Source organism: Occallatibacter sp. (assembly GCF_049582745.1).
Taxonomy (GTDB): Bacteria; Acidobacteriota; Terriglobia; order Terriglobales; family Acidobacteriaceae; genus Telmatobacter.
The window spans coordinates 1-22,958 of the sequence record NZ_JBAUUO010000177.1; the positions used below are offsets into that span (position 1 = coordinate 1).

Annotated in this window: 20 protein-coding genes and 1 other RNA gene; 13 read left to right on the top strand and 8 right to left on the bottom strand. The window is 59.1% G+C overall.

The window, feature by feature from the left end:
- Positions 1 to 390: 390 nt before the first annotated feature.
- On the bottom strand, positions 391 to 687 hold the full coding sequence (locus WCA10_RS25455; RefSeq protein WP_472825363.1) for a DUF503 domain-containing protein: 297 nt from the start codon (positions 685 to 687) through the stop codon (positions 391 to 393).
- Positions 688 to 1,159: 472 nt separating this feature from the next.
- Here WCA10_RS25455 and WCA10_RS25460 point away from each other — a divergent pair, with 472 nt between their 5' ends.
- Together WCA10_RS25460 and WCA10_RS25465 are read left to right on the top strand one after the other, a co-directional pair.
- Entirely contained in the window at positions 1,160 to 1,834 is a 675-nt protein-coding gene (locus WCA10_RS25460) for a YkgJ family cysteine cluster protein (protein ID WP_472825364.1), read from the top strand.
- 28 nt (positions 1,835 to 1,862) lie between these two features.
- A complete protein-coding gene (locus WCA10_RS25465) occupies positions 1,863 to 2,858 on the top strand; it encodes a cytochrome D1 domain-containing protein (protein WP_472825365.1) in 996 nt (331 codons plus the stop codon).
- 39 nt (positions 2,859 to 2,897) lie between these two features.
- Here the strand turns inward: WCA10_RS25465 and sucB are convergent, their stop codons facing one another.
- The 4 genes from sucB to rnpB form a co-directional block, all read right to left on the bottom strand.
- A complete protein-coding gene (gene sucB / locus WCA10_RS25470; protein WP_472825366.1) occupies positions 2,898 to 4,556 on the bottom strand; it encodes a 2-oxoglutarate dehydrogenase, E2 component, dihydrolipoamide succinyltransferase in 1,659 nt (552 codons plus the stop codon).
- Between the two features lie 108 nt (positions 4,557 to 4,664).
- Positions 4,665 to 5,558 carry a lipoyl(octanoyl) transferase LipB gene (gene lipB, locus WCA10_RS25475; RefSeq protein WP_472825367.1) on the bottom strand — a complete coding sequence of 298 codons (894 nt, stop codon included), beginning with the start codon at positions 5,556 to 5,558 and terminating at the stop codon, positions 4,665 to 4,667.
- 25 nt (positions 5,559 to 5,583) lie between these two features.
- Positions 5,584 to 5,970 (bottom strand): hypothetical protein, encoded by a 387-nt coding sequence (locus WCA10_RS25480; protein WP_472825368.1) that lies wholly within the window; start codon positions 5,968 to 5,970, stop codon positions 5,584 to 5,586.
- A gap of 492 nt (positions 5,971 to 6,462) precedes the next feature.
- Positions 6,463 to 6,938: RNase P RNA component class A (gene rnpB, locus WCA10_RS25485), an RNA gene on the bottom strand.
- Between the two features lie 53 nt (positions 6,939 to 6,991).
- Between rnpB and WCA10_RS25490 the strand changes: the two genes are divergently transcribed.
- Positions 6,992 to 7,435 (top strand): dUTP diphosphatase, encoded by a 444-nt coding sequence (locus tag WCA10_RS25490; RefSeq protein WP_472825369.1) that lies wholly within the window; start codon positions 6,992 to 6,994, stop codon positions 7,433 to 7,435.
- Between the two features lie 590 nt (positions 7,436 to 8,025).
- A complete protein-coding gene (locus WCA10_RS25495; protein WP_472825370.1) occupies positions 8,026 to 8,334 on the top strand; it encodes a hypothetical protein in 309 nt (102 codons plus the stop codon).
- Between the two features lie 27 nt (positions 8,335 to 8,361).
- On the opposite strand, the gene WCA10_RS25500 is transcribed toward WCA10_RS25495, so the two are convergent.
- Complete coding sequence (locus tag WCA10_RS25500; protein ID WP_472825371.1) at positions 8,362 to 8,583, bottom strand: hypothetical protein; 222 nt, start codon at positions 8,581 to 8,583, stop codon at positions 8,362 to 8,364.
- 197 nt (positions 8,584 to 8,780) lie between these two features.
- Between WCA10_RS25500 and WCA10_RS25505 the strand changes: the two genes are divergently transcribed.
- Positions 8,781 to 9,035 (top strand): hypothetical protein, encoded by a 255-nt coding sequence (locus WCA10_RS25505; protein WP_472825372.1) that lies wholly within the window; start codon positions 8,781 to 8,783, stop codon positions 9,033 to 9,035.
- A 62-nt stretch (positions 9,036 to 9,097) separates the two neighbouring features.
- A complete protein-coding gene (locus WCA10_RS25510) occupies positions 9,098 to 10,033 on the top strand; it encodes a hypothetical protein (RefSeq protein ID WP_472825373.1) in 936 nt (311 codons plus the stop codon).
- Between the two features lie 144 nt (positions 10,034 to 10,177).
- Here WCA10_RS25510 and WCA10_RS25515 read toward each other — a convergent pair whose 3' ends face one another.
- Positions 10,178 to 13,603, bottom strand: a complete 3,426-nt coding sequence (locus WCA10_RS25515; protein ID WP_472825374.1) for a S41 family peptidase — start codon at positions 13,601 to 13,603, stop codon at positions 10,178 to 10,180.
- Positions 13,604 to 13,980: 377 nt separating this feature from the next.
- On the opposite strand from WCA10_RS25515, the gene WCA10_RS25520 reads away from it, so the two are divergent.
- Both WCA10_RS25520 and WCA10_RS25525 read left to right on the top strand, forming a co-directional pair.
- On the top strand, positions 13,981 to 14,664 hold the full coding sequence (locus WCA10_RS25520) for a vWA domain-containing protein (protein WP_472825375.1): 684 nt from the start codon (positions 13,981 to 13,983) through the stop codon (positions 14,662 to 14,664).
- A 3-nt stretch (positions 14,665 to 14,667) separates the two neighbouring features.
- The gene (locus WCA10_RS25525) at positions 14,668 to 16,155 is read left to right on the top strand and encodes a vWA domain-containing protein (protein WP_472825376.1); all 1,488 of its coding nucleotides are present in this window, start codon (positions 14,668 to 14,670) and stop codon (positions 16,153 to 16,155) included.
- A gap of 13 nt (positions 16,156 to 16,168) precedes the next feature.
- Here WCA10_RS25525 and WCA10_RS25530 read toward each other — a convergent pair whose 3' ends face one another.
- Positions 16,169 to 17,500 (bottom strand): flavin monoamine oxidase family protein, encoded by a 1,332-nt coding sequence (locus WCA10_RS25530; RefSeq protein WP_472825377.1) that lies wholly within the window; start codon positions 17,498 to 17,500, stop codon positions 16,169 to 16,171.
- Between the two features lie 168 nt (positions 17,501 to 17,668).
- On the opposite strand from WCA10_RS25530, the gene WCA10_RS25535 reads away from it, so the two are divergent.
- The 5 genes from WCA10_RS25535 to WCA10_RS25555 all read left to right on the top strand — a co-directional run bounded on the left by WCA10_RS25535 (position 17,669) and on the right by WCA10_RS25555 (position 22,946).
- Complete coding sequence (locus tag WCA10_RS25535) at positions 17,669 to 18,184, top strand: hypothetical protein (RefSeq protein WP_472825378.1); 516 nt, start codon at positions 17,669 to 17,671, stop codon at positions 18,182 to 18,184.
- 363 nt (positions 18,185 to 18,547) lie between these two features.
- Complete coding sequence (locus tag WCA10_RS25540) at positions 18,548 to 19,774, top strand: ABC transporter permease (RefSeq protein WP_472825379.1); 1,227 nt, start codon at positions 18,548 to 18,550, stop codon at positions 19,772 to 19,774.
- 120 nt (positions 19,775 to 19,894) lie between these two features.
- Positions 19,895 to 20,236 (top strand): four helix bundle protein, encoded by a 342-nt coding sequence (locus WCA10_RS25545; RefSeq protein WP_472825380.1) that lies wholly within the window; start codon positions 19,895 to 19,897, stop codon positions 20,234 to 20,236.
- Positions 20,237 to 20,278: 42 nt separating this feature from the next.
- Entirely contained in the window at positions 20,279 to 21,535 is a 1,257-nt protein-coding gene (locus WCA10_RS25550; protein ID WP_472825381.1) for an ABC transporter permease, read from the top strand.
- A gap of 187 nt (positions 21,536 to 21,722) precedes the next feature.
- Entirely contained in the window at positions 21,723 to 22,946 is a 1,224-nt protein-coding gene (locus tag WCA10_RS25555) for an ABC transporter permease (protein WP_472825382.1), read from the top strand.
- Positions 22,947 to 22,958 lie beyond the last annotated feature (12 nt).

Consider the following 22,958-nt stretch of genomic DNA (forward strand, 5'->3'; position numbering starts at 1 on the left):
CAGGTAGCAGGAACCGCGGCCGAGAGGCACAGTTGCGTAACAGAACATCCTGATCAGTTCAACCGCGCGCTCTCCTGAGCGCGCCCAGAAACCTCATGCTTTTTTCTTGACAGATGACTTACATGGAGGTGGACCACTCGGCAATTACTCATTAAGCAACACGTCAAGCGAATGTGTACCGTGTAGACCCCAGTGAACCTCCAGCTCCGCTGACTGATCAAGTCATCAGAGCCTGCATGGTGAAAACACCGCTCGGAAGATGGCGAGTTGATTTTCAGCGGAATTTGGATGTTCCTTCATGAATCGCAGTATTGGTTCGACTGTATTGGAGGTCAGCGCCAGCGGAACTCAACTCAGCATTAAGCAAAATCGCGCAGCCTTCGCCCGGAATCAGCTCTCCAGATATTCCCAGAAACTGTCGGCCAGCTCAGCGCCCAGTTCGTTCGCCATGCGCCGCGCCGCCCGCTCCACCTCTTCGACGAGTTGGTGTACATAACTGCGCGAACTGGAAATGGCAACAATCCCCAGCGTTGCCGACTGCCACGTCACCGCCTCATCCATCTCGGCCACGGAGATATTGAATCCCTGCCGCAGCTGATCCTTCATCGACCGCACCACCTGTCGCCGGTCCTTCAGCGACTGGGCGTGTTCAATCCGTAATTCGAGTGTCAATTGGGCAACGGGCATGACGTCACGCAGCCTCTTGGGTTTGACTCTCCGGGGTGCCTCATTCTAACCCCATTGTCCTTTGCCATAAATAGGGGTTCGTTGGAATGCGGCTTCATTTTTGTCAAGTGCCCTCGCCCGCGGTTTTCTTCCAGGCTATTGATCTGAAAGAGAAAAATCCTTCCCGCAGATTTGCAGGTAATTTCCTGCTCCCGGCGCACAATAGAAACAGCAATAAGAATGCAGTGCCGGGAACCTGCAGTCTCTCCGTTTCTCAGTCTTAGTCGCACGTTTGTTGCGCCTGTGCTAGGTCGTTTGTTAAGAGATATTTGGACGTAAGTTGATTACGCTCAGATATTTACGGATAGAGAAGCGCCGCAAAGAGCGGGTTCTAGGGCACTTCCTCCCAGAAGCCGGGTGGGGGTGGGGGGGGGTATAACGCAACCAGATGGTTGCATAACAGATTTATGCAATAGCACGAGACGGGAACGGGATGGAATCAAAGCGGGCCGCAAGAGGCGGTCTTCGCTATGCTTTGCACATGGGACTGCCGGCGGGCGATACGCAACTCGTGCAGATTATGGACGCGACGCTGGTCGATGCTGCGCGGCGGGCGGGCCCGTGGCTGGTATGCCGGCCGGGATGCACGCAGTGTTGCCATGGAGCATTTGCGATCAATGCGCTTGATGCCGAGCGGCTGAAGGCCGGGATGACGGCGTTGCATGCTGCTGACCCACAGAAGGCCGAAGAAATTGAGCAACGCGCGAAGGCCTGGATTGCGGAGCACGGGCCGGAGTTTCCGGGCAATGCGGCGACGGGAATGCTGGGGACGTCGGAAGAAGACCAGGCGCGTTTTGATGAATTTGCGAATGAGGCCGCGTGTCCTGCGCTCGATCAGGTGACCGGTTTATGCGATGTGTATGCATGGCGTCCCATGACATGCAGGGTTTTCGGGCCGCCGGTGCGGATGGGCGCCGGAGACGCGCTGGGTTGTTGCGAGCTTTGCTTTGTGGGCGCAAGCGAGGAAGAAATCGCAGCGTGCGAGATGCAGGTTCCACACGAGTTGGAAGAGGAGTTGGTGGAGGAGGCCGGTGGGACAGAAGAGACGGTAGTTGCGTATGCGCTGATGAGACAGGCACCGCGAGCTCCAGCCGCTGCACTCGCGTAGAATTCATTGCGTAGTGCAGGAGGTCGTCTTGCATTTCTTTCTTCGTGCCGCATTGCCGGCACTCGCCTGCCTTGCAATCCCAGCCGCTCTCGCTCAGCAGCCGCGCCTGCTCGTCGCCGAAAAAGGCGCCCAGAGCCTCGCCATCGTCGATCCGGCCAATGGCCGCGTGCTCGCATTAGTCCCCGAAGGCGGCATCACCGGCCACGAAGTCATCGCCTCCGCCGACGGCAAGCTCGCCTTCGTCCCGATCTACGGCAACTCCGGCGTCGGCGCTCCCGGCACCGACGGCCAGAACATCGCCGTCATCGACATCGCCGCTCGCAAAGTGGTCGGCAACATCGCCTTCGACCACGGCATCCGCCCGCACTGCCCCATGATCGGCCCGAAGGACGGCCGCCTCTACGTGACCACTGAACTCGACCAGACCATCACCATCATCGATCCGAAAACGCTCAAGATCGTCGGCACCTTGCCCACCGGCCAGCCCGAGAGCCACATGCTCGCCCTCTCCCACGATGGCCGCCGCGCCTACACCGCAAACGTCGGCCCCGGCACCGTTTCCGTCATCGACATCGCCGCGCGCAAAGTGCTCAAGATTATCACAATTTCCGCGAACACCCAGCGCATCTCCATCTCCCCCGATGACAAGTGGGTCTTCACTGCCGACCAGACCAAGCCGCAAATGGCCGTCATTAGCACCGCCACCAACACCGTCGCCAAATGGATTCCCATGGAAGGTATCGGCTACGGCGCCGCGCCAACCCCCGATGGCCGCTGGCTCCTGGTCGCGTTGCCCGATCAGAACAAGGTCGCGGTCATCGATTTGAAGTCGATGCAAGTCGCGCGCACCGTCGCAGTCGGCACTTACCCGCAGGAAGTCCTCGTCCGCCCCGACGGCAAGGCCGCCTATGTCTCCTGCGAGAAAGCCAACAGCGTCGCCGAAATCGACCTCGCCGCGTCGAAAGTCACACGGACCATTCAAACCGGCAAATACGCCGACGGCGTCGCCTGGGCCGGGCGATAAAGTAGCTGCTTTCAGAAAGAGAGAAACTGAGGTGCGGATTTATCCGACCGCCCGGTCCCACGTCTCCAGCGTCCGCTTGAACTCGCTCATGAATTTCCCCGCGTCCGCCCCATCGATCAGCCGATGATCGAAGCCGAGGCAGTAGTACTGCATCGAGCGGATCGCAATCGTATCGTTGCCCTCGCCATCCGTCAGCACCACCGGTTCTTTCTTCAGCGCGCCAATCGCCAGAATCGCCGCCTCCGGCTGGTTGATAATCGGAATCCCGAACTCATCGCCGAAGATCCCCGGATTGGTCAGCGTAAACGTCGATCCGCCCACCTCATCCGGCAGCAGCCTCTTCGTGCGCGCCCGTCCAGCAAGGTCGGCGATCGCGCGCGCGATGCTCGCAAAATCGCGCTTTTCCGCTTCGCGCACAGTGGGCACAATCAGCCCCCACTCCAGCGCCACAGCGATGCCGAGATTGATATTCGCGTGATAGTGAATCGCATTCTCGATCAGCGAGGCATTCAAAATCGGAAACCGCCGCAGCGCCTCAACCGCAGCCACCGCGATAAACGGCATGTACGTTAGCTTCGCCCCGTGGCGCTGTTCGAACCCCGCCTTTTCCCGCTCGCGCAGGCGCACAATCCGCGTCATGTCCACTCTGTACACCGAGTGCACATGCGGACTGGTGCGCTCGCTTTCCACCATGCGCTGCGCAATGATGGCGCGCATCTTCGTCAACGGCACAACGTCGGCCGTCAATGCCTTTGGCTGTGGAGCTTCAGCCTTCGGCTTCACTACTTGTTGCGGGGCCGGCTGCGCGCTCTCTGCCGCAGGTCCGCTTTCCGCGACGTATCGCAGAATATCTTCCTTGTTGATGCGCCCGTCTGAACCCGATCCCGGTACCATGCGCAGATCGATACCGTGCTCCTTCGCAATCTTCCGCACCAAAGGCGAAGACCGAACTCGCCGATCCGCCACTTGCCGTGAGGACAACTGCGTCTTCGGCGCGCCTTCGACCGCGATCGCGCTCGATCCTTCTGTGGGCTCCGTCAATTGACTCTGTGGTAAACCCTCACCCGCGCCTCCGATGACAGCGACAACAGCATTGATCTCGACCGTCTCGCCTTCGGCCGCTCTGATCTCCGTCAGCACTCCCGCCACAGAAGAAGGAATCTCGGCATCCACCTTGTCGGTCGAAATCTCGAACAGCGGTTCGTCTTTCTCGACCGCGTCGCCAACTTTCTTCAGCCACTTCGTGATTGTCCCCTCGAAGATCGACTCGCCCATCTGCGGCATCACGATTTCGATACCACCGCCCGTCGCTCGCGCCACTGCCGACCGCGCCTTCGTTGCCTGCAGTGGCTTTGCCTCGTCCTTGGCTTGCGGAGCGGAAACAGCCGCCTGCGTAGTCTTCGGTGCAGCAGATTTCTCAGCTCGATCTTCGGGAGCCGCAGCGGCCTTCGCTACTGAACCCCTTTCCCCTAAAACAGCGACCACGGTGTTGACCTCGACCGTGGCCCCCTCGGGAAACTTGATCTCGATGAGCACGCCGGCCGCTTCGGACGGAATCTCCGCATCGACCTTGTCAGTCGAGATCTCGAAGAGCGGCTCGTCCTTCTCCACGGGCTCGCCCACCTTCTTGAGCCACTTCGTAATGGTGCCCTCAAAGATCGACTCGCCCATCTGGGGCATGATCACGTCGGTTGGCATGAATCGTTCACTCCGCCGTGCGGGAGAAGCAGCACCCGTCCGGGTTCCTGCCGGATTATAAATTGCAGCCCATACCGTTCGGCTTGCGCTCGCCCCCGCGGTCTCTGCCTAGGCCCGCACCGGACGCTCCGGACCGCCGTGCAGCCGTTCCACCTCAGCCGGAACCTGCAGCGGTGTATCCTCTGCCGGCAACTCCTGTTTCGCCGCCGCCTGGGCCCGCAGCGCATCCAGGCTCTCCACCGCCAGCACCTGCTGCGCGAAGACCTGCCCGAACTGCCGCGCTGCCTGGTGCGCCATCTCCTCAAGTCCAGGCAAACTCACGCCCTCCGGAATCTCCCGCTCCAGGCTGGTCACCGGTTTGTCCGTAATGCCACACGGATTGATCAGTTGAAAGTCCCGCAAATCCGTCGTTACGTTGAACGCAAACCCATGCGAAGTAATTCCCCGCGAAACATGAATCCCGATCGCGCCGACCTTGCGCGCTTTGGCTGTGCCACTGCCCTCGTCAAATTTGCCCTCGTTCGCAGCAGCGTGAAGACCACACCAAACCCCCGTTAGTCCCGCAATCCGCCCAGCGCGCACGCCGAACACGCCGCACAGCCTGATCAGCGCCTCTTCCATCATCCGCACAAAGTCCACCGGCCCCAGCCGTCCGCCCTTGCCGTTCACCAGGCTGCGCAGATCGAAGATCGGATAACCCACGAGCTGGCCCGGCCCGTGATAAGTCACATCGCCGCCTCGATTGATCTCGTGCAGGGTCACGCCCCGCTTCGCCAGCAACTCATCCGAAGCAAGCACATTCTCCCGCCGCGCATTCCGCCCCAGCGTCAGCACCGGCGGATGCTCCAGCAGCAACAGCGTGTTGTCCACGCGCCCCGCCAGTCGCAAGGCCGCAATCTCGGCCTGCAGCCGCAGCCCCTCGTCGTACGCTACCCGCCCCAGATAGAGATACTCGATCATCGCTCCCTTCCATTGTAGGGATGCAGGCGACAGCACGCGCATCAGCTCCGGGAATCCGACGGGAAGATCAGTGTTGCGGCAGCGGTTCAAAGATGCCCGCGAACGCGCCCTTCACACGCAAAAACACCAGCAGCCACAGGATCGACACTACCGCCGCCAACGGCAATCCGCTGGGCGCCATCGTGATATGGAAGACATCGATGTTCACAATCTCCGCCGCCAGAATTGTCAACGCCAGCGGCACATATCGATTGATCAACAGCAGAATTGCCGGCGCCACCTGAAAGAATCCCACCGCGATACTGTAGTGCGACTCTGCCAGCGCAGTGCTAAAGTTCGCCATCGGTCCCGGCGGCATTGGTGGATTGGGCAGAAAGTGGAACATCAGATTTAAACCGAAAACAAGGAAGATTACTCCCAGCAGATAGCGGGCAATTGTTGCAACAATCTTCACGGGCAGCTCCTGGCTTTAAGATCTATCTCGGCCGAAATTCGCCACATTCGAGTATCCAATGGATGTTCGTCAAACGCCGCCCGATTCACAACTACCTGCACTCTCCGTCCACCCAGACTTGAGCTGTGTCTCGTCGTTCTGAATCTCGTTGCAGAAATGAATCCGCTGGCAAGGGATGCCGGCTTGGGACATGTACGGGCTGGAACCGTCTTCCCCAAGCGCTCCAACCCCATTGGACTAGTTCCCATTGGAGGTCTGGCATCTAGTCCATTTGGTTCCCCCAGACAAGAAGTTGATTGATCCCAAACCTGTTCTTTCGGCTTCAGTCGATTTCAGTGCGTTACCGGAATCGCCGCGTGGCAGGGATTCTGGGGCATCTCTGTCGCACCTGTCCGCACAAAGGACCGGGACTGCTTGAACCAATCAGGAAAATGAGTATCGATCCATTGGCGGCGTCACGGCGCCAATCACGCGCCGTGACACCATGAGAACTCGGCAGAGGGACCTGTAAGCCGAATTCTGTCGTGTGCGGTCATTCCTCTAGGCGCAGCGTTGCCGCATACGCTCATCAGCGACCTACCCGGAGGTTTCGGCCATTGCATGGAGCAGACCTGCGACAAAACATCGCCGCCGGAGAGTTCCACTCGAGCCGCCTGAACGCATCGGGCCGATGCGCAGCGCCGCATGACTCTTTGCGGCCGCTTCCCTCCCTATTTGGTCTTGCTCCGTGTGGGGTTTACCCTGCCTCCGCCGTTACCGTCGGAGCGGTGCGCTCTTACCGCACCTTTTCACCCTTACCTCGGGAACGGTAAGTTCCCGGGGCGGTTTGTTTTCTGTGGCACTGGCCGTCTGCGCGCCTTGAAGCGCACATCCCGGACGTTATCCGGCACACTACCCTGCGGAGTTCGGACTTTCCTCCCCCGGAACGCGCTTGCGCGTATCCCGGCAGCGACCGCCCGGTCCTCCTGCCAGCCCTAGTGTACCTTGAATCCACAACTCCAAACCGTGCCGGCCCGTTACCATGAAACCCATGCTGCGCGTGAAACTCCTTGAAACCGACGCCCGTTTGCCCGTCGTGGCGCATCCCGGCGAAGACCTTGGCTACGACGTTTTCTCTGTCGAAACTGTGCTGCTTGAACCGCACAAGACCATTCGCGTCCGCACTGGAATCTCTGTCGAGGCGCGCCACCCGCAGACCGGCGCACCGCTTGGCCTGCTGGTTCGCGACCGGTCTTCGATGGCTTCGCGGGGCATCGCCACCACCGCCGGCGTGATCGATGCGGGCTATCGCGGGGAAGTGCAGATCGTGATGACCAACCTGAGCACGGCCGCGATTGAGATCAAGGCCGGCGAGAAGATCGCCCAGATGATTCCTGTCCCTGTGCTGACTGGCCCCGTGCAGGAAGCCGAAGTGCTGGAGGAATCGGCACGGCTAGGCAAAGGATTCGGCAGTTCGGGGCACTGATTCCGGTCTCCAACCCTGCTGCCGACGGTTTCCTGCTTCTCCTCTTCACGGTCTCCTGTATCCCCCCACCCGGTATTTGGAACCTGGAGGGAGTGTTTTCAGCGGTTTAGGTTGGGCTGCGGCCTGCAGATATTTCCTGTGCAAGGAGTTGGCCGCAAATATCAGTCAGCAAATGGCTTAAGGGAAGGAGCGGAGGAACCGGGGGACAGGGATCAGGGAATAGGGAGTAACAGACGCGATGGCGGGATACATTCGGTTGCTCCTCGAGCGAGAGGATTCGATTGCAATTTCATTGTGCGCCGATCAGGGGAAATTACCTGCAAACGGGGGCGGCTGGAAGTTGCTGAAAAGTATGAGAGTTGGAAAATATTTTGGGATGCGGGGGTTGACAGGCCCATCCACCAGTTCGACCTGCCTTGATTTGCTGCCGCGCATACGCGCTATGTACGGTGTCGTACATAGTGCATCGGAGTAATCGCGATAGCGCTACGTTAGCCATACGATTTTGTTTGCAATCAACAAATAATTGAGATTATGTTGATTCGGTAGGGGCAAGCATCCCATTAAGTTTGTTGCCGAGGCTGAATTCTATGGGATCACCAAGCGATCCTCACGAGTCCTCTTCTGTCTTGTGCGAACTCCTCCGTCGCACGTTATCGCTCGTTGAGTACTACGGACATCTCGAAACCAATGAGGCCTCGCTGTTCGAGCTCAAGCTGGCGCTGATTCGCACCGTCGAGCGGCTTGAATTCGAGCAAGCCGGCAGAACCGCTGCCGCCCAAGGACGAGAGCCCGACCACGTACTTTCGTCGCGCAAAGCTCCCCACGGCGAAACCATCGATACAACTCACCTGGATAAAGAGCTAGATACAAAGCCACAGGGACTCCGGACTGGATAAGGCATCGGGATGCCGCCGCATTACACATCAGCGTGGATGCAATAACGACCAAGCCAGATAAACACCAATTGCACTGTCCAAAAGGCATAGAAATACTCCGCTCAGAAAAATATTTCCGCCGATGTAATGCGTCGTTTGCGAGGTTGTCACCGTGAATCCCTGTTGAATTGGGTACCACTTCAACAGGGCACCACTTGCCAGGATGACAATCAGATTGAGCAGGAGACAGCGCACAAGTGCCAGGCGCATTCGCAACCTCCTTCGAAGGTTTGGCGTTGAGGAAACGCCCTGAAAAGACCATACATACAACACACCTAGGATAAAGAGCCAGATGAAAGGCCTGATAGTGGCCTGCACCCTGACCGCGATCTCCATCTGTGACAGTGACGGTTGTGGTTCACACGAGTGCCTTCGCACCCGGCGCTTCTTAGAATGGTATGCAAGCAATGAAAAAAGGCACGGACAAGACCGATGTGTTTCCCGGCATTCTTCGGGGAGACGGAGATAAGGTCCAATACAAGTGCACGGTGGCGCTGGTGACAAAGCTCACCCCTGGCACGTCGGCGAATGCTGTCGCGAGCAGCCTCAGGATTGACTCAGCCGGCCAATCGCTGCCGGACGGGATGTATCGCCTCGATGTCCGCGGCCGAATTTTCAAGGTCCGGCGCGAAGGCGGCAAGTGGCCGATCTTGCAGCTCTGAGATTCCCTCTGAACAATTCGAGTGCCTCCGCAGTGCATACAATTTGAGAGTCGGGAGGCGGTATGGGCGTTTGGGCCACAGGCCTATATGCGGGAGACTTTGCGCTGGATCTACGCAGCACGATTGGCGCGGTTGCGAAGCTTCCGTTTGACAGCGACCGGCTGCTGGAGATTCTGTGCGGGAGCGAACCGGCCGCTGCGGACCAGGCTGATGACGCGGACCACACGACGTTCTGGCTGGTGGTCGCAGACCAGTTTGCGAAGCGGGGAATCGGGAGCAAGCGGGCGAGAGAGACTGCGCTGGAGATCATCGACAGCGATCGGGATCTTGCGACGCTGGAGAAGCCCGGGATGCAGCCTGCGGACCTGCGCAAGCGGAAGAAGGTGCTGGACGAAGTGCGCGAGCGCATACTGGCTCCGATCGCGCCCGTCAAGGCGCGCGAGACGATGAAGAAGCCGCAGGAGCTTCTGATGCAAACGGGAGACGTGCTGGTGTATCCGGCATTCGGCGGCAGGTGCAGGAATCCCTATTTCGTTGATCAGGACAAAGACCGGATGGGAACGGCAATGCCGTCGTGGCGCGCCGACAGCTGGGCCGCAATGGTGATGGTCGATTGCGGACGCGCATTTGATTTTCTGGCGTGGTATCGGCCGCTTACGCTGGCCGTGGCGATGGCGGAGAAGCCTGAACTTGCGTGGTTGCGCGGAGATTTGATCTGGAAACTGTGCCGTCCCGGTACCTGCACAGCTCCGCACTTCAAGCGGATGGGACTCGAGAAGACCGGTGCCATCGCCATCGACGGGGAAAAACTCAAGGCGTGCTTCGGGGAACTTCGTCCGGGAATGTCAGCCGCGGTGAGCGATATTTCGATAGCGAACCAGATCAGTGTTGGTCCGTATAGCAAAGCAGAGCGAATCGCCGAGCCGGGGAATCTGGCCAGTGTGAAGCCGGGAAGACCGTATGCGGCGATCGCGGGGCTGGGGCAGATTGTCCTGTAGACCAAATATGCAACCACGAGGTTGCGGATCGGTTTCCGGTGCAGGGGAAAAGGACTTGATCGCGCATTGTCGGCAGCGTTTTGCGCAACGCGAGAAGCCCAGACCTTCTCCGTGTGAGGAGAAGATCTGGGCGCTGCGCGGTGTCTATTTTCCCAATCCGTCGTTCTTGTGGTAGTTCGGGTAGGGTGGAACGGGAATCTCCGGGATCGGATGCTGCTTCAATTCCTCGATCACCATCTGCACGCCGGTTTCGAGCTGCTTGTCGTGGCCGGCGGCAATGTCCTTGGGCAGCTCTTCGACCATCACGTCCGGCGGGACGCCGTGGTTTTCAACTTCCCACTCACCCTTGAGTCCATAGATGGCGTAACGCGGCGCCATCACGAAGCCGCCGTCGAGCAGCGGAGGATATCCGCCGATGCCGACCAGGCCGCCCCAGGTGCGCGTTCCTACAAGCTTGCCGATCTCTGCCTTGCGGAAGTACCAGGGCATGGCGTCGCCGCCGGAGCCGGAGTTCTGGTTGATAAGCATGACCTTGGGCCCGAAGATGGCGCCGACCGGATCGTGAATCGGCTTGCCGTCGCGCTCGATCGCGCCCGAGAGCGGGAAGCGTTTGAGCACGTCGACAACGTAGTCGGCAATCAGGCCGCCGTCGTTCCAGCGCTCGTCGAGCACGAGGGCCTGCTTGTTGAGCTGCGAATAAAAGTAGCGATTGAAGTTGGTGTAGCCCGAGCCGCCGGTGTTGGGCATGTAGACATAGGCCACCTTGCCGCCGGAAAGTTCATCCACCTTGCGAATGTTCCCCTCGATCCAGGCGAGGTTGCGTAACCCTGTCTCATCGCCCACGGGAACCACGGTGACATCGCGTGCATCTTTGCCGTCGGCATTGGGGCCGACGTGAAGGATCGTCTGCTTGCCTGCCGTGCCATCGAAAAACTGGTAGAGATTGTCGTGCGCGTGGAGTTCGCGGCCGTTCACGGCGAGCAGGTATTCGCCCTCTTTGACGTAGACGCCGGGCATGGTGAGCGGCGAAGCGAGACCGGGTGTCCAGTTCTGACCGCCGTAGATTTTCGCGATGCGGTAGCGATCGTTCTCGATTTTGTAGTCGGCGCCCAACAGGCCGGCCTTCGGGCCTTCTTCGTGCGGCCGTGATCCGCCGACGAACATGTGGCCGATGTTGACTTCGCCGAGCATCTCGACCGAGAGGTACGTGAACTCGGCCCGCGAGGCGAGTCCATCGAGATAGGGTTTGTATTTGGCCTCGATCTTGGGGATCGAAAGACCGTGCGTGTTGGGGTCGTAGAGGAAGTCGCGCTGAATGCGCCAGGTTTCGTGGTAGATCTGGCGCCACTCCGCGCGCGAGTCGACCATGGTTTGCATGCCGCCAAGGTTCAGAGGCTTGCCGGGGCTGGCATTGCCGGGCTTAAGTTCGTCGGCCGGCGCGATGGTCCATCCACCTTTGCGTGCGTAGAGGATCTTCGATCCATCAGCCGAAATCTGCATGGCATCGATGTCGCTGAGGACCGACTCGGGCTGGCGTTTTTCAAGCGTGAAGCGCCAGACGGCGAGAATGCCGGAACCCTGGAAGCTTGAGGCGCGTCCGAAGGGCGGGCCCTCGAGCAGGTAGATCACGCCAGCCTTTCCGGTGGCGATGGCGCGATAGTTGCGCGGCGGAATGGGCAGAGACAGGATGCGGTTGCCAATGCCCTCGAGATCGACGGTCACCTTTACGGGCTTGTCTTTGTCCTTATCCTTCTCTTTGTCCTTGTCCTTGTCGTCGGATTTGGCGGTGTCTTTGTCGCTGCTTTTTTTGTCTTTGTCCTTGTCGTCGGCCTTGGCATCTTTTTTATCGTCGGCCACGGGCGGCTTGGGCTCGTCTTTCTTTTCTTCCTTGATTTTTTCGTCGTCGCTCTCGGGCGGAATCGGCGACGCTCCGTCCTTGGCGAGTACGACGACGTAGGGCGCGCTAGTCTGGGCGCGATCGAGCGAAGACAGGTCGATGCCTGCGTGCGACGGTCCATCGTCAGTCGACGCGATGAAGTAGAGATATTTGCCATTCAAGTCGAACGCGGGACTCGAGGCGTCGCTCATTCCATCCGTCACCTGCGTCGATTTATGCGTGTCGAGCGAGTAGAGAAAAATTGCATGGAGCTGATTATCCAGGTCGCGTTCATAGGCAATCGACTTCGAGTCGGGCGACCAGACCTGGCTGAAATTGAAACCGAACGCGCCGTAAATTGCCTTGTCGATTTGAACGGGCTTGCCGGAAGGGACATCGACGAGCCAGAGGCGGTTGTGCTTGTCAGTGAAGGCGATGTGCTTTGAGTCCGGCGACCAGATCGGACCGTAGAAGTAGCTGGGATCAGGTCCGAGATCGATCACGGTCGGAGGCTTGAACCCGGTCTGGTCGTGCAGGTAGAGCTGGTATTCGCCGGATGCATCGGAAAAGTAGGCGATGGTTTTGCCGTCGGGGCTCCACGAAGGATCGCGCTCCGCCACGCCGGATGTGTCGGTCAGGTTGCGGGTATCGCCCTTCTCCGCGGGCACGGTGAAGATCTCGCCATGCGCTTCAAATGCTGCACGCGCACCGGTGGGAGAGATGGTGGCGTTGCGGATTTCATCGGGATGAATGCTCTCGAGGTGCGGCGCAAGGCTTGCCAGCTCCCCATGCACCTGGATCGGCACCACGTGATCGGCGCCGTTGGCGGTATCGACGAGGTGAATGGAGCCGAACTGCTCATACACGAGGCCGTCCGGACCTGCCTGCATCGACTTCAGGTCGTAGCTCTTGTTGGGCTCAACCTGGCTCACCTGCTTCGTGCCGGTGTCGTATTTGAAGAGCGAGATAGGCCCGCTGCGGTCCGACAGAAAATAGATGGAATTGCCGACCCACACGGGGTTCGAGTCGTTGGAGTTTTCGCGCGGCACCTTCACGAGGTCCAGCGTTTTGAGGTTCACGATCCAGATTGGCGTGGTCTGTCCGCCGTGGTACTGCTTCCAGGCTTGCTCCCACTTGGTGATCGGCTGGTAGGCGATGGACTCGCCGTCGCGAGAATAGGAGCCCTGAACGCCGGAAGGCAGCGGCAGAGGCTCGGGGATGCCGGAGCCGTCTGCGTGCACCGTCGAAAGCTTCAGGAAGTCGCGAAAGCTGGTTGCGCCGTTGGTGATCAGCACGCGCTTGCCGTCGGGCGTCCAGCCTACTACCTGGCTCCCGGCGGGATGCCACGTAATGCGCCGCGGCACGCCGCCACCGGAAGGCATCACGTAGACATCGACGTTTCCATTGAGATGGGCAGAGTAGGCGATCTCCGATCCATCGGGCGAAAAGAACGGCCCGGCGACAACCTTGCCGTCGGAGGTGAGCCGCTCGGCCTCGCCGCCCTGCCGGTTCACGGTCCAAACGTCGTCGGCATAGAGAAAGGCGATCTTGTCCTTCGAGAGAGAGGGGTTCCGCAAAAGCAGCGGCGATTGACCGGTGGCAGAACTGGTAGTGGATTGGGCGAATGCAACGATGGGGGAGAGAATGGTCAGCGCCAGCACAAAAAGCGCGAACCGGGTACGAGCGGAAATCATCAGGCCCTCCAAGGCGTGAGGTCAGACAGATTTGGGGACGAACGTAATTTGGAAAAGCTGCGCCACAGTATCGTACGACGTCGGGCGGGAAAACGATCCTCGAATTGTGACGAAGGGTACGGTCCTTTTTCGACGGAATCGGCCGTGCAGAAACAAACCAAATCCCAGCCGAATGGCCGGTTGCTCGGATTGGCAGTGATTCGACGTGCTTTCCGCATCTGCCTGCGAGGAAACCGGTATGTGCGGAAACCGTCATTATTTACGTGAGGGTCGCATGCGTGGCTTTGTCTGTGCATCACTTTTCAGAGTCGCTGCAACCCTGGCGGAAGTTGCGCGGGTTATGCTTGCCACGCGTGTCCCTTGGGCCTGAAATCGTGGTGAATCGATCCAACCCGCAGCGCACAGCTTCCATCGCGTGCCTGATAGCTCTAGGGGCTTGCGCGACCGGCGCGCAAACCCTGCCTTTGCAAGACCGGTCTATTACGCCAAAGCCATTGGCGCCTCTGAGCGGCAACGATGCCGTCGTGCGGGACGGCCTCTTCCGCATCGACGTGGTTGCCGAAGATTCTGCAGGAAACCCGGTTTCGGACCTCGCGCCCCAGGATTTCACTCTTCTCGACAGCGGCCAACGGGCAAAGATTCGCACGTTCCGCAACGCTCTGGCCTCGTCTGAACCGGCGCCCGAGCTGATCTTCGTCCTCGACACCATCAATCTATCGCCTGAGCAACTCACGCAGACCGAAAGCGCAATATCGCAGTTCCTGCGCCGGAATAGTGGACACCTGGAATTCCCGTGTCTTCTTTATCGACTCACGCGCGACGGACTGTTTTCCTCACTGAGGCCGGTGAAGGACGGGGCTCTTCTGGAAGAAGAACTGGAACAGACGAGATCCCAAATGGCAGTGTGGAGATTGGGTCCAAATGATGAATCCAATTTGCGCCGCTCGTTGGAGGGTAGGTTGGTGCCCAATCGCCTCTCTCTACGCGCGCTCGGCTCCACTGCCATCGATCAGAGAGATGTCCCTGGCCACAAGGTTGTGGTGTGGATTGGTCCCGGGTGACCTGTGAATGGCGGCGACACGGGTTTCGACGAGGCAACGGAGTTTTCTACACGGCTGCGGGAGGCGCGCATCACGCTGGACAACGTTAACGTGTGGCTCAATCCAGTCCCGGCCTTCGATTATCACGACTACCTCGAAGCGCCCCGGACGCAAAAGGACATGCGACCAGAAAGGATGGCTCTGCAGGTGATTGCGATGCACACTGGAGGCCTGGTGGTGGACTCGTCGGGCGACCTGGACGGAGACATCGAGCGCTGTGTCCGAGAGTTGCGAAGCTTCTACACTCTCACTTTCAATCCTCCGCACACCTACACGATGGACGAATACCACGACCTCCGTGTGCAGGTCGATCGTCCTGCCCTGACGGTTCGCAGTACCACGGGCTATTACAACGAGCCTGTGTATTTCGACAATCCCCGGCCTGGGATAGAAAAGGTCACCGTCGCGCAGCTTGAAGAACTGGTGCGTTCGCACAGCGACCTCCTCCGAAAGCTGGAGAATGTCGAACTCTCCCAACGGATGAGTAAGCGCCGGCTCGATGCCCTGTTGAGCGTGATCCGCAGCGAACGAGAACGCCAGGCGCTGACGGCGGATGCCGATCTGTCATTCGCGCTTGCGCCGCCGCCCGATGAAATTGTGGATCGCCCGCCGCCTCCGATGGAGGAGCAGCGCGCCATTCTCCGGCGAGCAATCGACTACCTTCAAAATGCCATTCCCAAACTGCCCGACTTCTATGCTTTGAGAAACACCGAGCGCTTTGAAGAGCCTGTCGGGAGCGAAAGTGAGAGCTGGAAGATGCTGCACCAGGACCAGACTCTGCACTTTGCTACCGGGGAGCACGCGACGGTCCTCTATCGGAACGGACACGAGGTGGTTGAGAAGAAGAAGAAACTAAGCAAACGCCGGGTTGTCCGCGGGGTACGCGCGCGCGACCTTGAATCGACGGGCACATTCGGTCCCATTCTTGCGTACGTGATGACGGCCGCGACTGCGAGTTCAAGCACCCTCACGTGGAAGCGCTGGGAGCGCCGCAAGGACGGAGATCTGGCGGTGTTCTCCTACAGAGCCGTCAGCACCAATATCACGCCCGAGCTCACGTATTGCTGCCTTCCTGAAGGTAGCGGGACCACTCCCTACCAAAACAGGCCCGACGACTACGGCGAATTCGCGGTGAATCCCGAAACCGGAGCCATCATGCGCATCGTGACCACTGCAGATCTCGACGAAGAACGGGACCCTGACGTGCCGCTCATCCGGTCGCAAATCATGGTCGAGTACGGTGCGGAGGAGCTGGGCGGCAAGACCTACATCTGTCCCCAGCGAAGCGTGGAGGTCTCCCGCGGCCGCTCCGAGCGCGAACTCCACGAGTGGGGCATGGGCTTCAGTCTGTACGGCTACTTCGAAACCATGATCAACGACGTGAGCTTCGGCGGGTACCACAAGTTCGGGTCGGAATTCCGCATTCTGCCCGGATTCCAAGAGACCCAGTAGATAACGCCGTAGATCACCCATGCCTCGCGATTACCGGCGCTTCGGCTGCCTTTGTCTTCACGCCGATCAGCACCTGTTTTGCGGCGCGTATCCCGGACCGCACGGCCGCATGGACGGTGCCCCAGTGGCCGGTGGTATCGGTATGTTCTCCGGCAAAATAGAGTGTCTGCTCCACCGGCGTTGCCATCTTCAGAACGGCGTCCAGCGCGCCAGCAGGCACATAACTGTACGCTCCGCAGCTCAGCGCATCGGCCTGCCAGTCGTGCGTCGCGCAGCAGACCAGTTGGCTGCGCAGCAAAGAGAGCGGGAGCGCGAAGATCTTCGCAAGTTCCTTGCATGCGGCATCGCCCACCTGTTCGCGCGTGAACTGGTCGAACGAGGCGGATCGCGGCCCACCGATCCAACCGGTCAGCGTATTCGTTTCCCAGGGATTTCCCGTACACCACACCGGGGGCATGGCATCGTCTGCGAAGAGGAAGCTCAGATTTGGCAATTTCACCGGGTCCAGCGTCGCCCACCAGCGCTCGCGAAACACGAGGCTGAAGCGCCGCACCGGTCCCATGGCAAGCTGGTTTGCCGCGAGCAAGGTGTCCGGGATCGGATCAAACAGAACGCCCAGGTGCTGCAAGACCCCCAGCGGCAGCGCAATCACGGCCTGCTCGGCCAGGTATTGGGCCAATTCGCCGCCGTCGCGCGCAAAGACCGAAACCTGCCCGCGCTCCCACTCGATCTTCTCCACGGGCCGCGACAACTCGATGCGGCCACCGGCCTCGCGCACTTTGCCAGCAAGGAACTCCGGCACCCGATCGTATCCCTCGCGGACGCGGAAGAGCTTGTCGCTTCCAATCTCTTCCTCAGCCTGCTGCTGAACGGCGAGGGCGTGCACGCCAATCTTGCGATAATCGGCGGCGTTGAAGCTCTGCACGTAATTGACGACTTCTTCGCGCTTCTCCGGCGGGAGCTTTGCGAGTGGCGGGTAATCGGCAAATGCGAGGTCGGTCCCTTTCCATTTTTCGAGCCCGTGGAGGAAGCGAAAAACCTCGCCCTGCTCCGCGCACTTTCTGAGCTTGCCCCGCCGGTGGCAAACGACCTTTCCATCCAGGGCATAGGCCTCGAGCCCGGCCTCATGGATCAACTCCCAAAGCTCCGGCGGATGCCCATGAATGAACTCCGCGCCGAGTTCGAGAATCTCGCCCCGGTCGCGCAGGGTGCGGATGCGACCGCCGACGCGATCGCGTGCTTCGAGCACGAGCACCTTGCGGCCGGCCTCAGCGAGGAGCCGCGCCGCAGTTAGTCCCGCCATACCCGCGCCAACCACCAGGATGCGCTTCGATCTGCCTTTCATATCGCTTTAGATGCGGCGGCATTTCAGCGGCACGTGAAATCGTAGACCTCCTTCACGTCTCCCGAAACGAAGGAACTCCGAAAATGAATGAACCCCAGACCCCCCATCCCCGTAGATAATGGGGTCGCGGGTCTGCGGTCTTATCCGCTGATTCCGAAGGAGAACACGATGCGCAAGTTTGTCGTTCGATTCGCTGCCTGTGCGGCTCTGGTGCTGGGAGTTGCGGCCCTGGCCGCCCAGACACATGCCGGCAAAGCTGCTCCCGGCCAGATCGTGATCGTCTTTAAAGACGGACACCGCCAGACCTTCAATCTTGCCGACGTTGCGCGCCTCGAGTTCTCCGGAACGGGCGGAGTTCCCATCAGCGAGGTGGCTCCCACACCGCCGGGCGCTCTGCCCCGTGGCCATTTTCTTGGGAAGTGGGAGGTCGGCGATGGTTCCGGAGGCACCTTTTACATCACATTGGACGAGAATGGGAGCGCTTGGCGGAGCCTCCACAGGGTGCATGGACATTGGGCGTATGTGAATGGAGAGGCAAGGGTTACCTGGGACGATGGGGCCATGGACGCGATCCGCAGAATCGACGGGAAAGACCAGAAATTCGCCTATCGCGCAGGCAAAACGTTCACCAGCGAACCAGACAATGTGACCGATGCCCATAACACCAGCCCGCGGCCGATCTAACTGATGCCGATCTAACAAGCCTGGTCCAGTCTGAAAGGGCAAGGTCCAGCCAATCGGCCCGCGTCGTCCGGTCGAAATTGCGTCTACTCCGATCCAGAGCGGGCTGCGGAAACGTATCCGGAACCATGATCCCTGCAGTTGCGTACCAATCTCCGGAAGCAAAGCCGACACCCCGAATCTGAGGCCCGGCAGCGCTCTTGGCCGTCTAAACAATATCGCAGCGAGATTTCAGCAAGTAGTCCCGTCTCCACCATGACGCTGAAGCCTGACTCAGTCTCTTGTCGCCGCCTGATACGCAGCGATGCCTGCGTACACTGAGAGCAGGATCACAAACCGGGGCAGGAAGAGTCGAATCGTACCTCCATGAGCATTCTCGAAGCCTTCAAACTCGCACTGCAATCCCTGTGGGGCAATAAACTGCGCTCCATCCTTACGCTGATCGGTGTCGTGATGGGCGTGGCTTCGGTCATCATGGTGCTTACGCTGGTGCAGGGCGCCAAGCGCTACATCTCCACCAAGCTCTCCGGTTACGGCGCGGATGTGTTTACGGTGAACCGCATGTCGAGCGTGATTCTTTCCGCCGACGAGTACTTCAGCTTTCAAAAGCGCAAGATCATCCGCATCGAAGACTACGACGCCGTCAGGGATGGTTGCGACGACTGCAGCGAAGTGGGCGCATCGCTATTCAAGAACACCAACGTGGTCTACAACGGGCACTCCAGCAACAACACCGGCGTCCGCGGCTACACCGCGTCGATGATGACCCTGAATAACATCGATATTGCCCTCGGCCGCGGCTTTACACCGGCAGACGAGGAGCATGCGTTCCACAGCTGCATCGTTGGCTATGACATCGTCGACAACCTGATTGGCAGCGACGATGCGCTGGGCAAGGAGATTCGGGTCGACGGCATTCCCTTCACCATCATCGGCGTGGGCGACCGGCAGGGCAAAACCTTTGGCCAGTCGCAGGACAACTGGGTCGCCATTCCGATCACAACGTATCAGCAGATTTACGGCTACAACGATTCGGTGGACATTTACGCGCGCGCCGGCGGCGGTTCGCAGGGCATGGTGCGCGCCGAAGACGAGGCCCGCGTGATTATGCGTTCGCGCCGGCATAACGCTCCTGGGGCGCCCGACGATTTCGAAATCCAGACCAACGATACCTTCCTCGACATCGCCAATCAGCTGCTGGGCGTTTTCGCATGGGTGGTGATGGGGCTTGGTTCCATCGCGCTTGTGGTCGGTGGAGTGGTCATCATGAACATCATGCTCGTGAGCGTAACCGAGCGGACGCGCGAGATCGGCGTGCGCAAGGCGCTCGGCGCCAAACAGCGCGACGTGCTGATGCAGTTCCTGATTGAGAGCGCTTCACTGGCTTCAGTCGGGGGTATCTTCGGAATTCTTCTCGGCGTGCTGGTGGGCAAGCTGATCACGGTCTTTGTAGGGTTCCCGACCGCTGTGCCCATCTGGGCAATCTTTCTGGGCCTGTTCCTGGCCACCAGCGTAGGCATTTTCTTCGGCGTCTATCCCGCCAGCAAAGCCGCAAGGCTCGATCCGGTTGTGGCGTTGCGGGCGGAAATGTGAAAAAACAGTCCAAAGTTCAAAGTTCGAAGTTCTTAGTTCGCAGTTGATAAAGAAGCGCCGCCGAGAAAAAGAGAGTGGAATGTTGATCGGATTTCGTGATTTGTAGTTTGGCAGAAATCAATGCAGTTGGCGGTTTCAGTTTACGAATTGACGAAGCAGTTTCCGCGCGAGGAGATTTACGGCCTGACCAGCCAAATGCGACGCTCGGCTGTATCCATTCCCAGCAACATCGCGGAGGGACAAGGTAGGGCAAATTCAGGTGAATTTAGGCAATTCATCGCAATTGCAAGGGGTTCCAACTGCGAGCTTCAGACACAATTGGAACTTGTCCTGGCGTTCAAATTAGGGGATCCAGCAATCATTAACTCGGCGCAACAATTGTCGGACGAGGTTAGGAAAATGCTATTTGGCCTTCATGCCTCCTTGGATCCAAAGTCAAAGCACGCGAGAACTGCGAACTAAAAACTTAGAACTACGAACTCTTTCACCGTTGCGGAGCAACCCATGCGTGGACAACAAACCGGCGAATCCGTCAAGATGGCGCTCAGCACCATTCGCACCAACAAGCTGCGTTCGGGTCTGACCATCCTGGGCATCGTTATCGGTGTCACAACCGTCATCACCATCTCCTCGGTGATCAGCGGATTGAACAACCGGGTACAGGACTTTGTAAGCTCGCTTGGCAGTAATGTCTATTGGGTTTTCCATCTCCCCATAATCGGCGTGCGCCCGACCACGGAGATGCTCAGTCGCCCCAAGCTCAACATCGATGAAGTGTACGCGCTCAGGAAACTGCCGCACATAGTGGCGGCCGATGGCGGTTACCAGCACGTCAGGTCGCAATTTCGGGTTGGCGATGTCAGCGTGAAATACAACGGCAAGAAGATTGCCGGAACCATCCTCCAGGGCTCCACTTCGGAAGTTGGACAAGTTACGGACCTTAACTTTCTTCAGGGTCGCCTTTGGAATGACGCAGAAGACAAGAAGGCCGAGCATGTAGTGGTGCTTGGGCACGACACATGGGAACAACTCTTCGGCGATCAATACGCCGTCGGCAAAGAAGTCAACATCGAGACAGGCCTGTATACGATTATCGGCGTCCTCGACAAGCAGAAGCAGCCCTTTGGCGGCGGCAAGAATCAGGCCGACAATATGGCTTATTTCCCGCTCGGCACCTTCCACAATCTTCACCCCGAAGACAAGGACATGTGGGTGAGCGTGAAATACGACGACCCGAAAAACAAGGCTCTGGTCGAAGAGGAGATCCGCGAATCGCTGCGCATCGCGCGCAAGCTGAAAGTGGATCAGCCCGATAACTTCGAAATCTTCGGGCCCGACTCGCTCTCGAAGTTGTGGAACCAGCTCACGGGCGGCCTCGTGCTCTTCATGATCGCCGTTTCGAGCGTCGGACTGATGGTGGGCGGCGTCGGTGTGATGAACATCATGCTGGTGAGCGTGACGGAGCGCACCCGCGAGATCGGAGTGCGCAAAGCCATCGGCGCAACCAAGCGCACTCTGCTGGTGCAATTCACCACCGAGGCAGTAACGTTGTGTGCTGTGGGCGGGATCATCGGAATTCTTTTGGGCGCGGTTCTCACGTGGATCATCTACTTTCTGCCCATCGGACTGCCTGCCACCATGTCCACGATGTGGGTGGTCACCGGCTTTACCGTTTCGTGCGCAATTGGCCTGATCTTCGGCATCTATCCCGCGTGGAAGGCGGCCAACCTGGACCCGATTGAGGCCCTGCGCTACGAGTGAAAAAGTTCAAGGTTCTTAGTTCTTAGTTCTTAGTTCTGAGTTGGTAGTACTTAGTTAGGAGTTCTGAGTTGGCAGTTCACAGTCGGGCCGCCTATCATCATGCGACCGTGAACTCGTAACTCAGAACTGTGCACTCTTAGAAATCAGGCAAAGCATGGCCCGGGGACAGACGCGGGAGTCCGTCAAGATGGCTCTCGACACCGTGAGAACCAACAAGCTGCGCTCCGGATTGACCATCCTCGGCATTGTCATCGGCGTCACCACGGTCATCACCATCTCCTCGGTCATCACCGGCCTCAACAACCGGGTGAATGACTGGGTCACCTCGATGGGCTCCAATGTCTTCTGGGTATTCCACATGCCGCTCATCGGCGTGGAGCCAACGACGGAAATGCTTACCCGCAAGAAGCTTAACCTCGAAGAAGTTCTCGCGCTTCGCACGCTGCCGCACGTGATCGCGGCCGATGGCTCGTACCGCCACGTCAATGAGACCTTTCACGTGGGCGATGTCGACGTGAAATACAACGGCAAGAAAGTTGCAGGCGCGTTTCTGATGGGCTCCACTGCGGCGTTGGAATCCGTATCCGAACTCACCATGCAGGAAGGGCGTTTGTGGACCGACGCGGAAGATCAGCGCCACGCCCATGTCTGCGCTATCGGCCACGACACCGCCGAAGAGCTGTTCGGCAACCTCGACCCGATCGGCAAAGATGTAACTGTTGGGCCCAGTCAATACACGGTTATCGGCGTAATCGACAAGCGCAAGGAGCCCTTCGGGTCAGGCAAAAACCCCTCGGATAATGGAGTGTATTTCCCGCTCGGCACCTTCCATAACCTCTATCCCGAAATTACGGATATGTACATCAGCGTCAAGTACGACGACCAGCGCAACAAGCCTCTCGTGGAGGAAGAGATTCGCGAAGTGCTGCGCGTGTATCGCAAGGTCAAGGTCGAACAACCCGACAACTTCGATATCTTCGGACCCGACTCGCTCTCCAAACTCTGGAGTCAACTTACAGGCGGTCTCGTGCTCTTTATGATCGCGGTCTCGAGCGTCGGTCTGATGGTGGGCGGCGTCGGCGTGATGAACATTATGCTGGTCAGCGTTACCGAACGAACCCGCGAGATTGGCGTGCGCAAGGCTCTCGGCGCGACCAAGCGCGCGTTGCTGCTGCAGTTCACGACCGAGGCGGTTACGCTTACGGCGCTGGGCGGAATCTTTGGCATCCTGCTCGGCGCCGTACTCACGTGGATTATTTATCTTCTGCCCATCGGTCTTCCCGCAACCATGTCGACCCTGTGGGTCACGATTGGTTTTAGCGTCTCCTGTGTGATCGGGCTGGTCTTCGGCATCTATCCCGCCTGGAAAGCCGCAAACCTCGACCCCATCGAAGCGCTGCGGTACGAGTAAAAGACAGTTCAG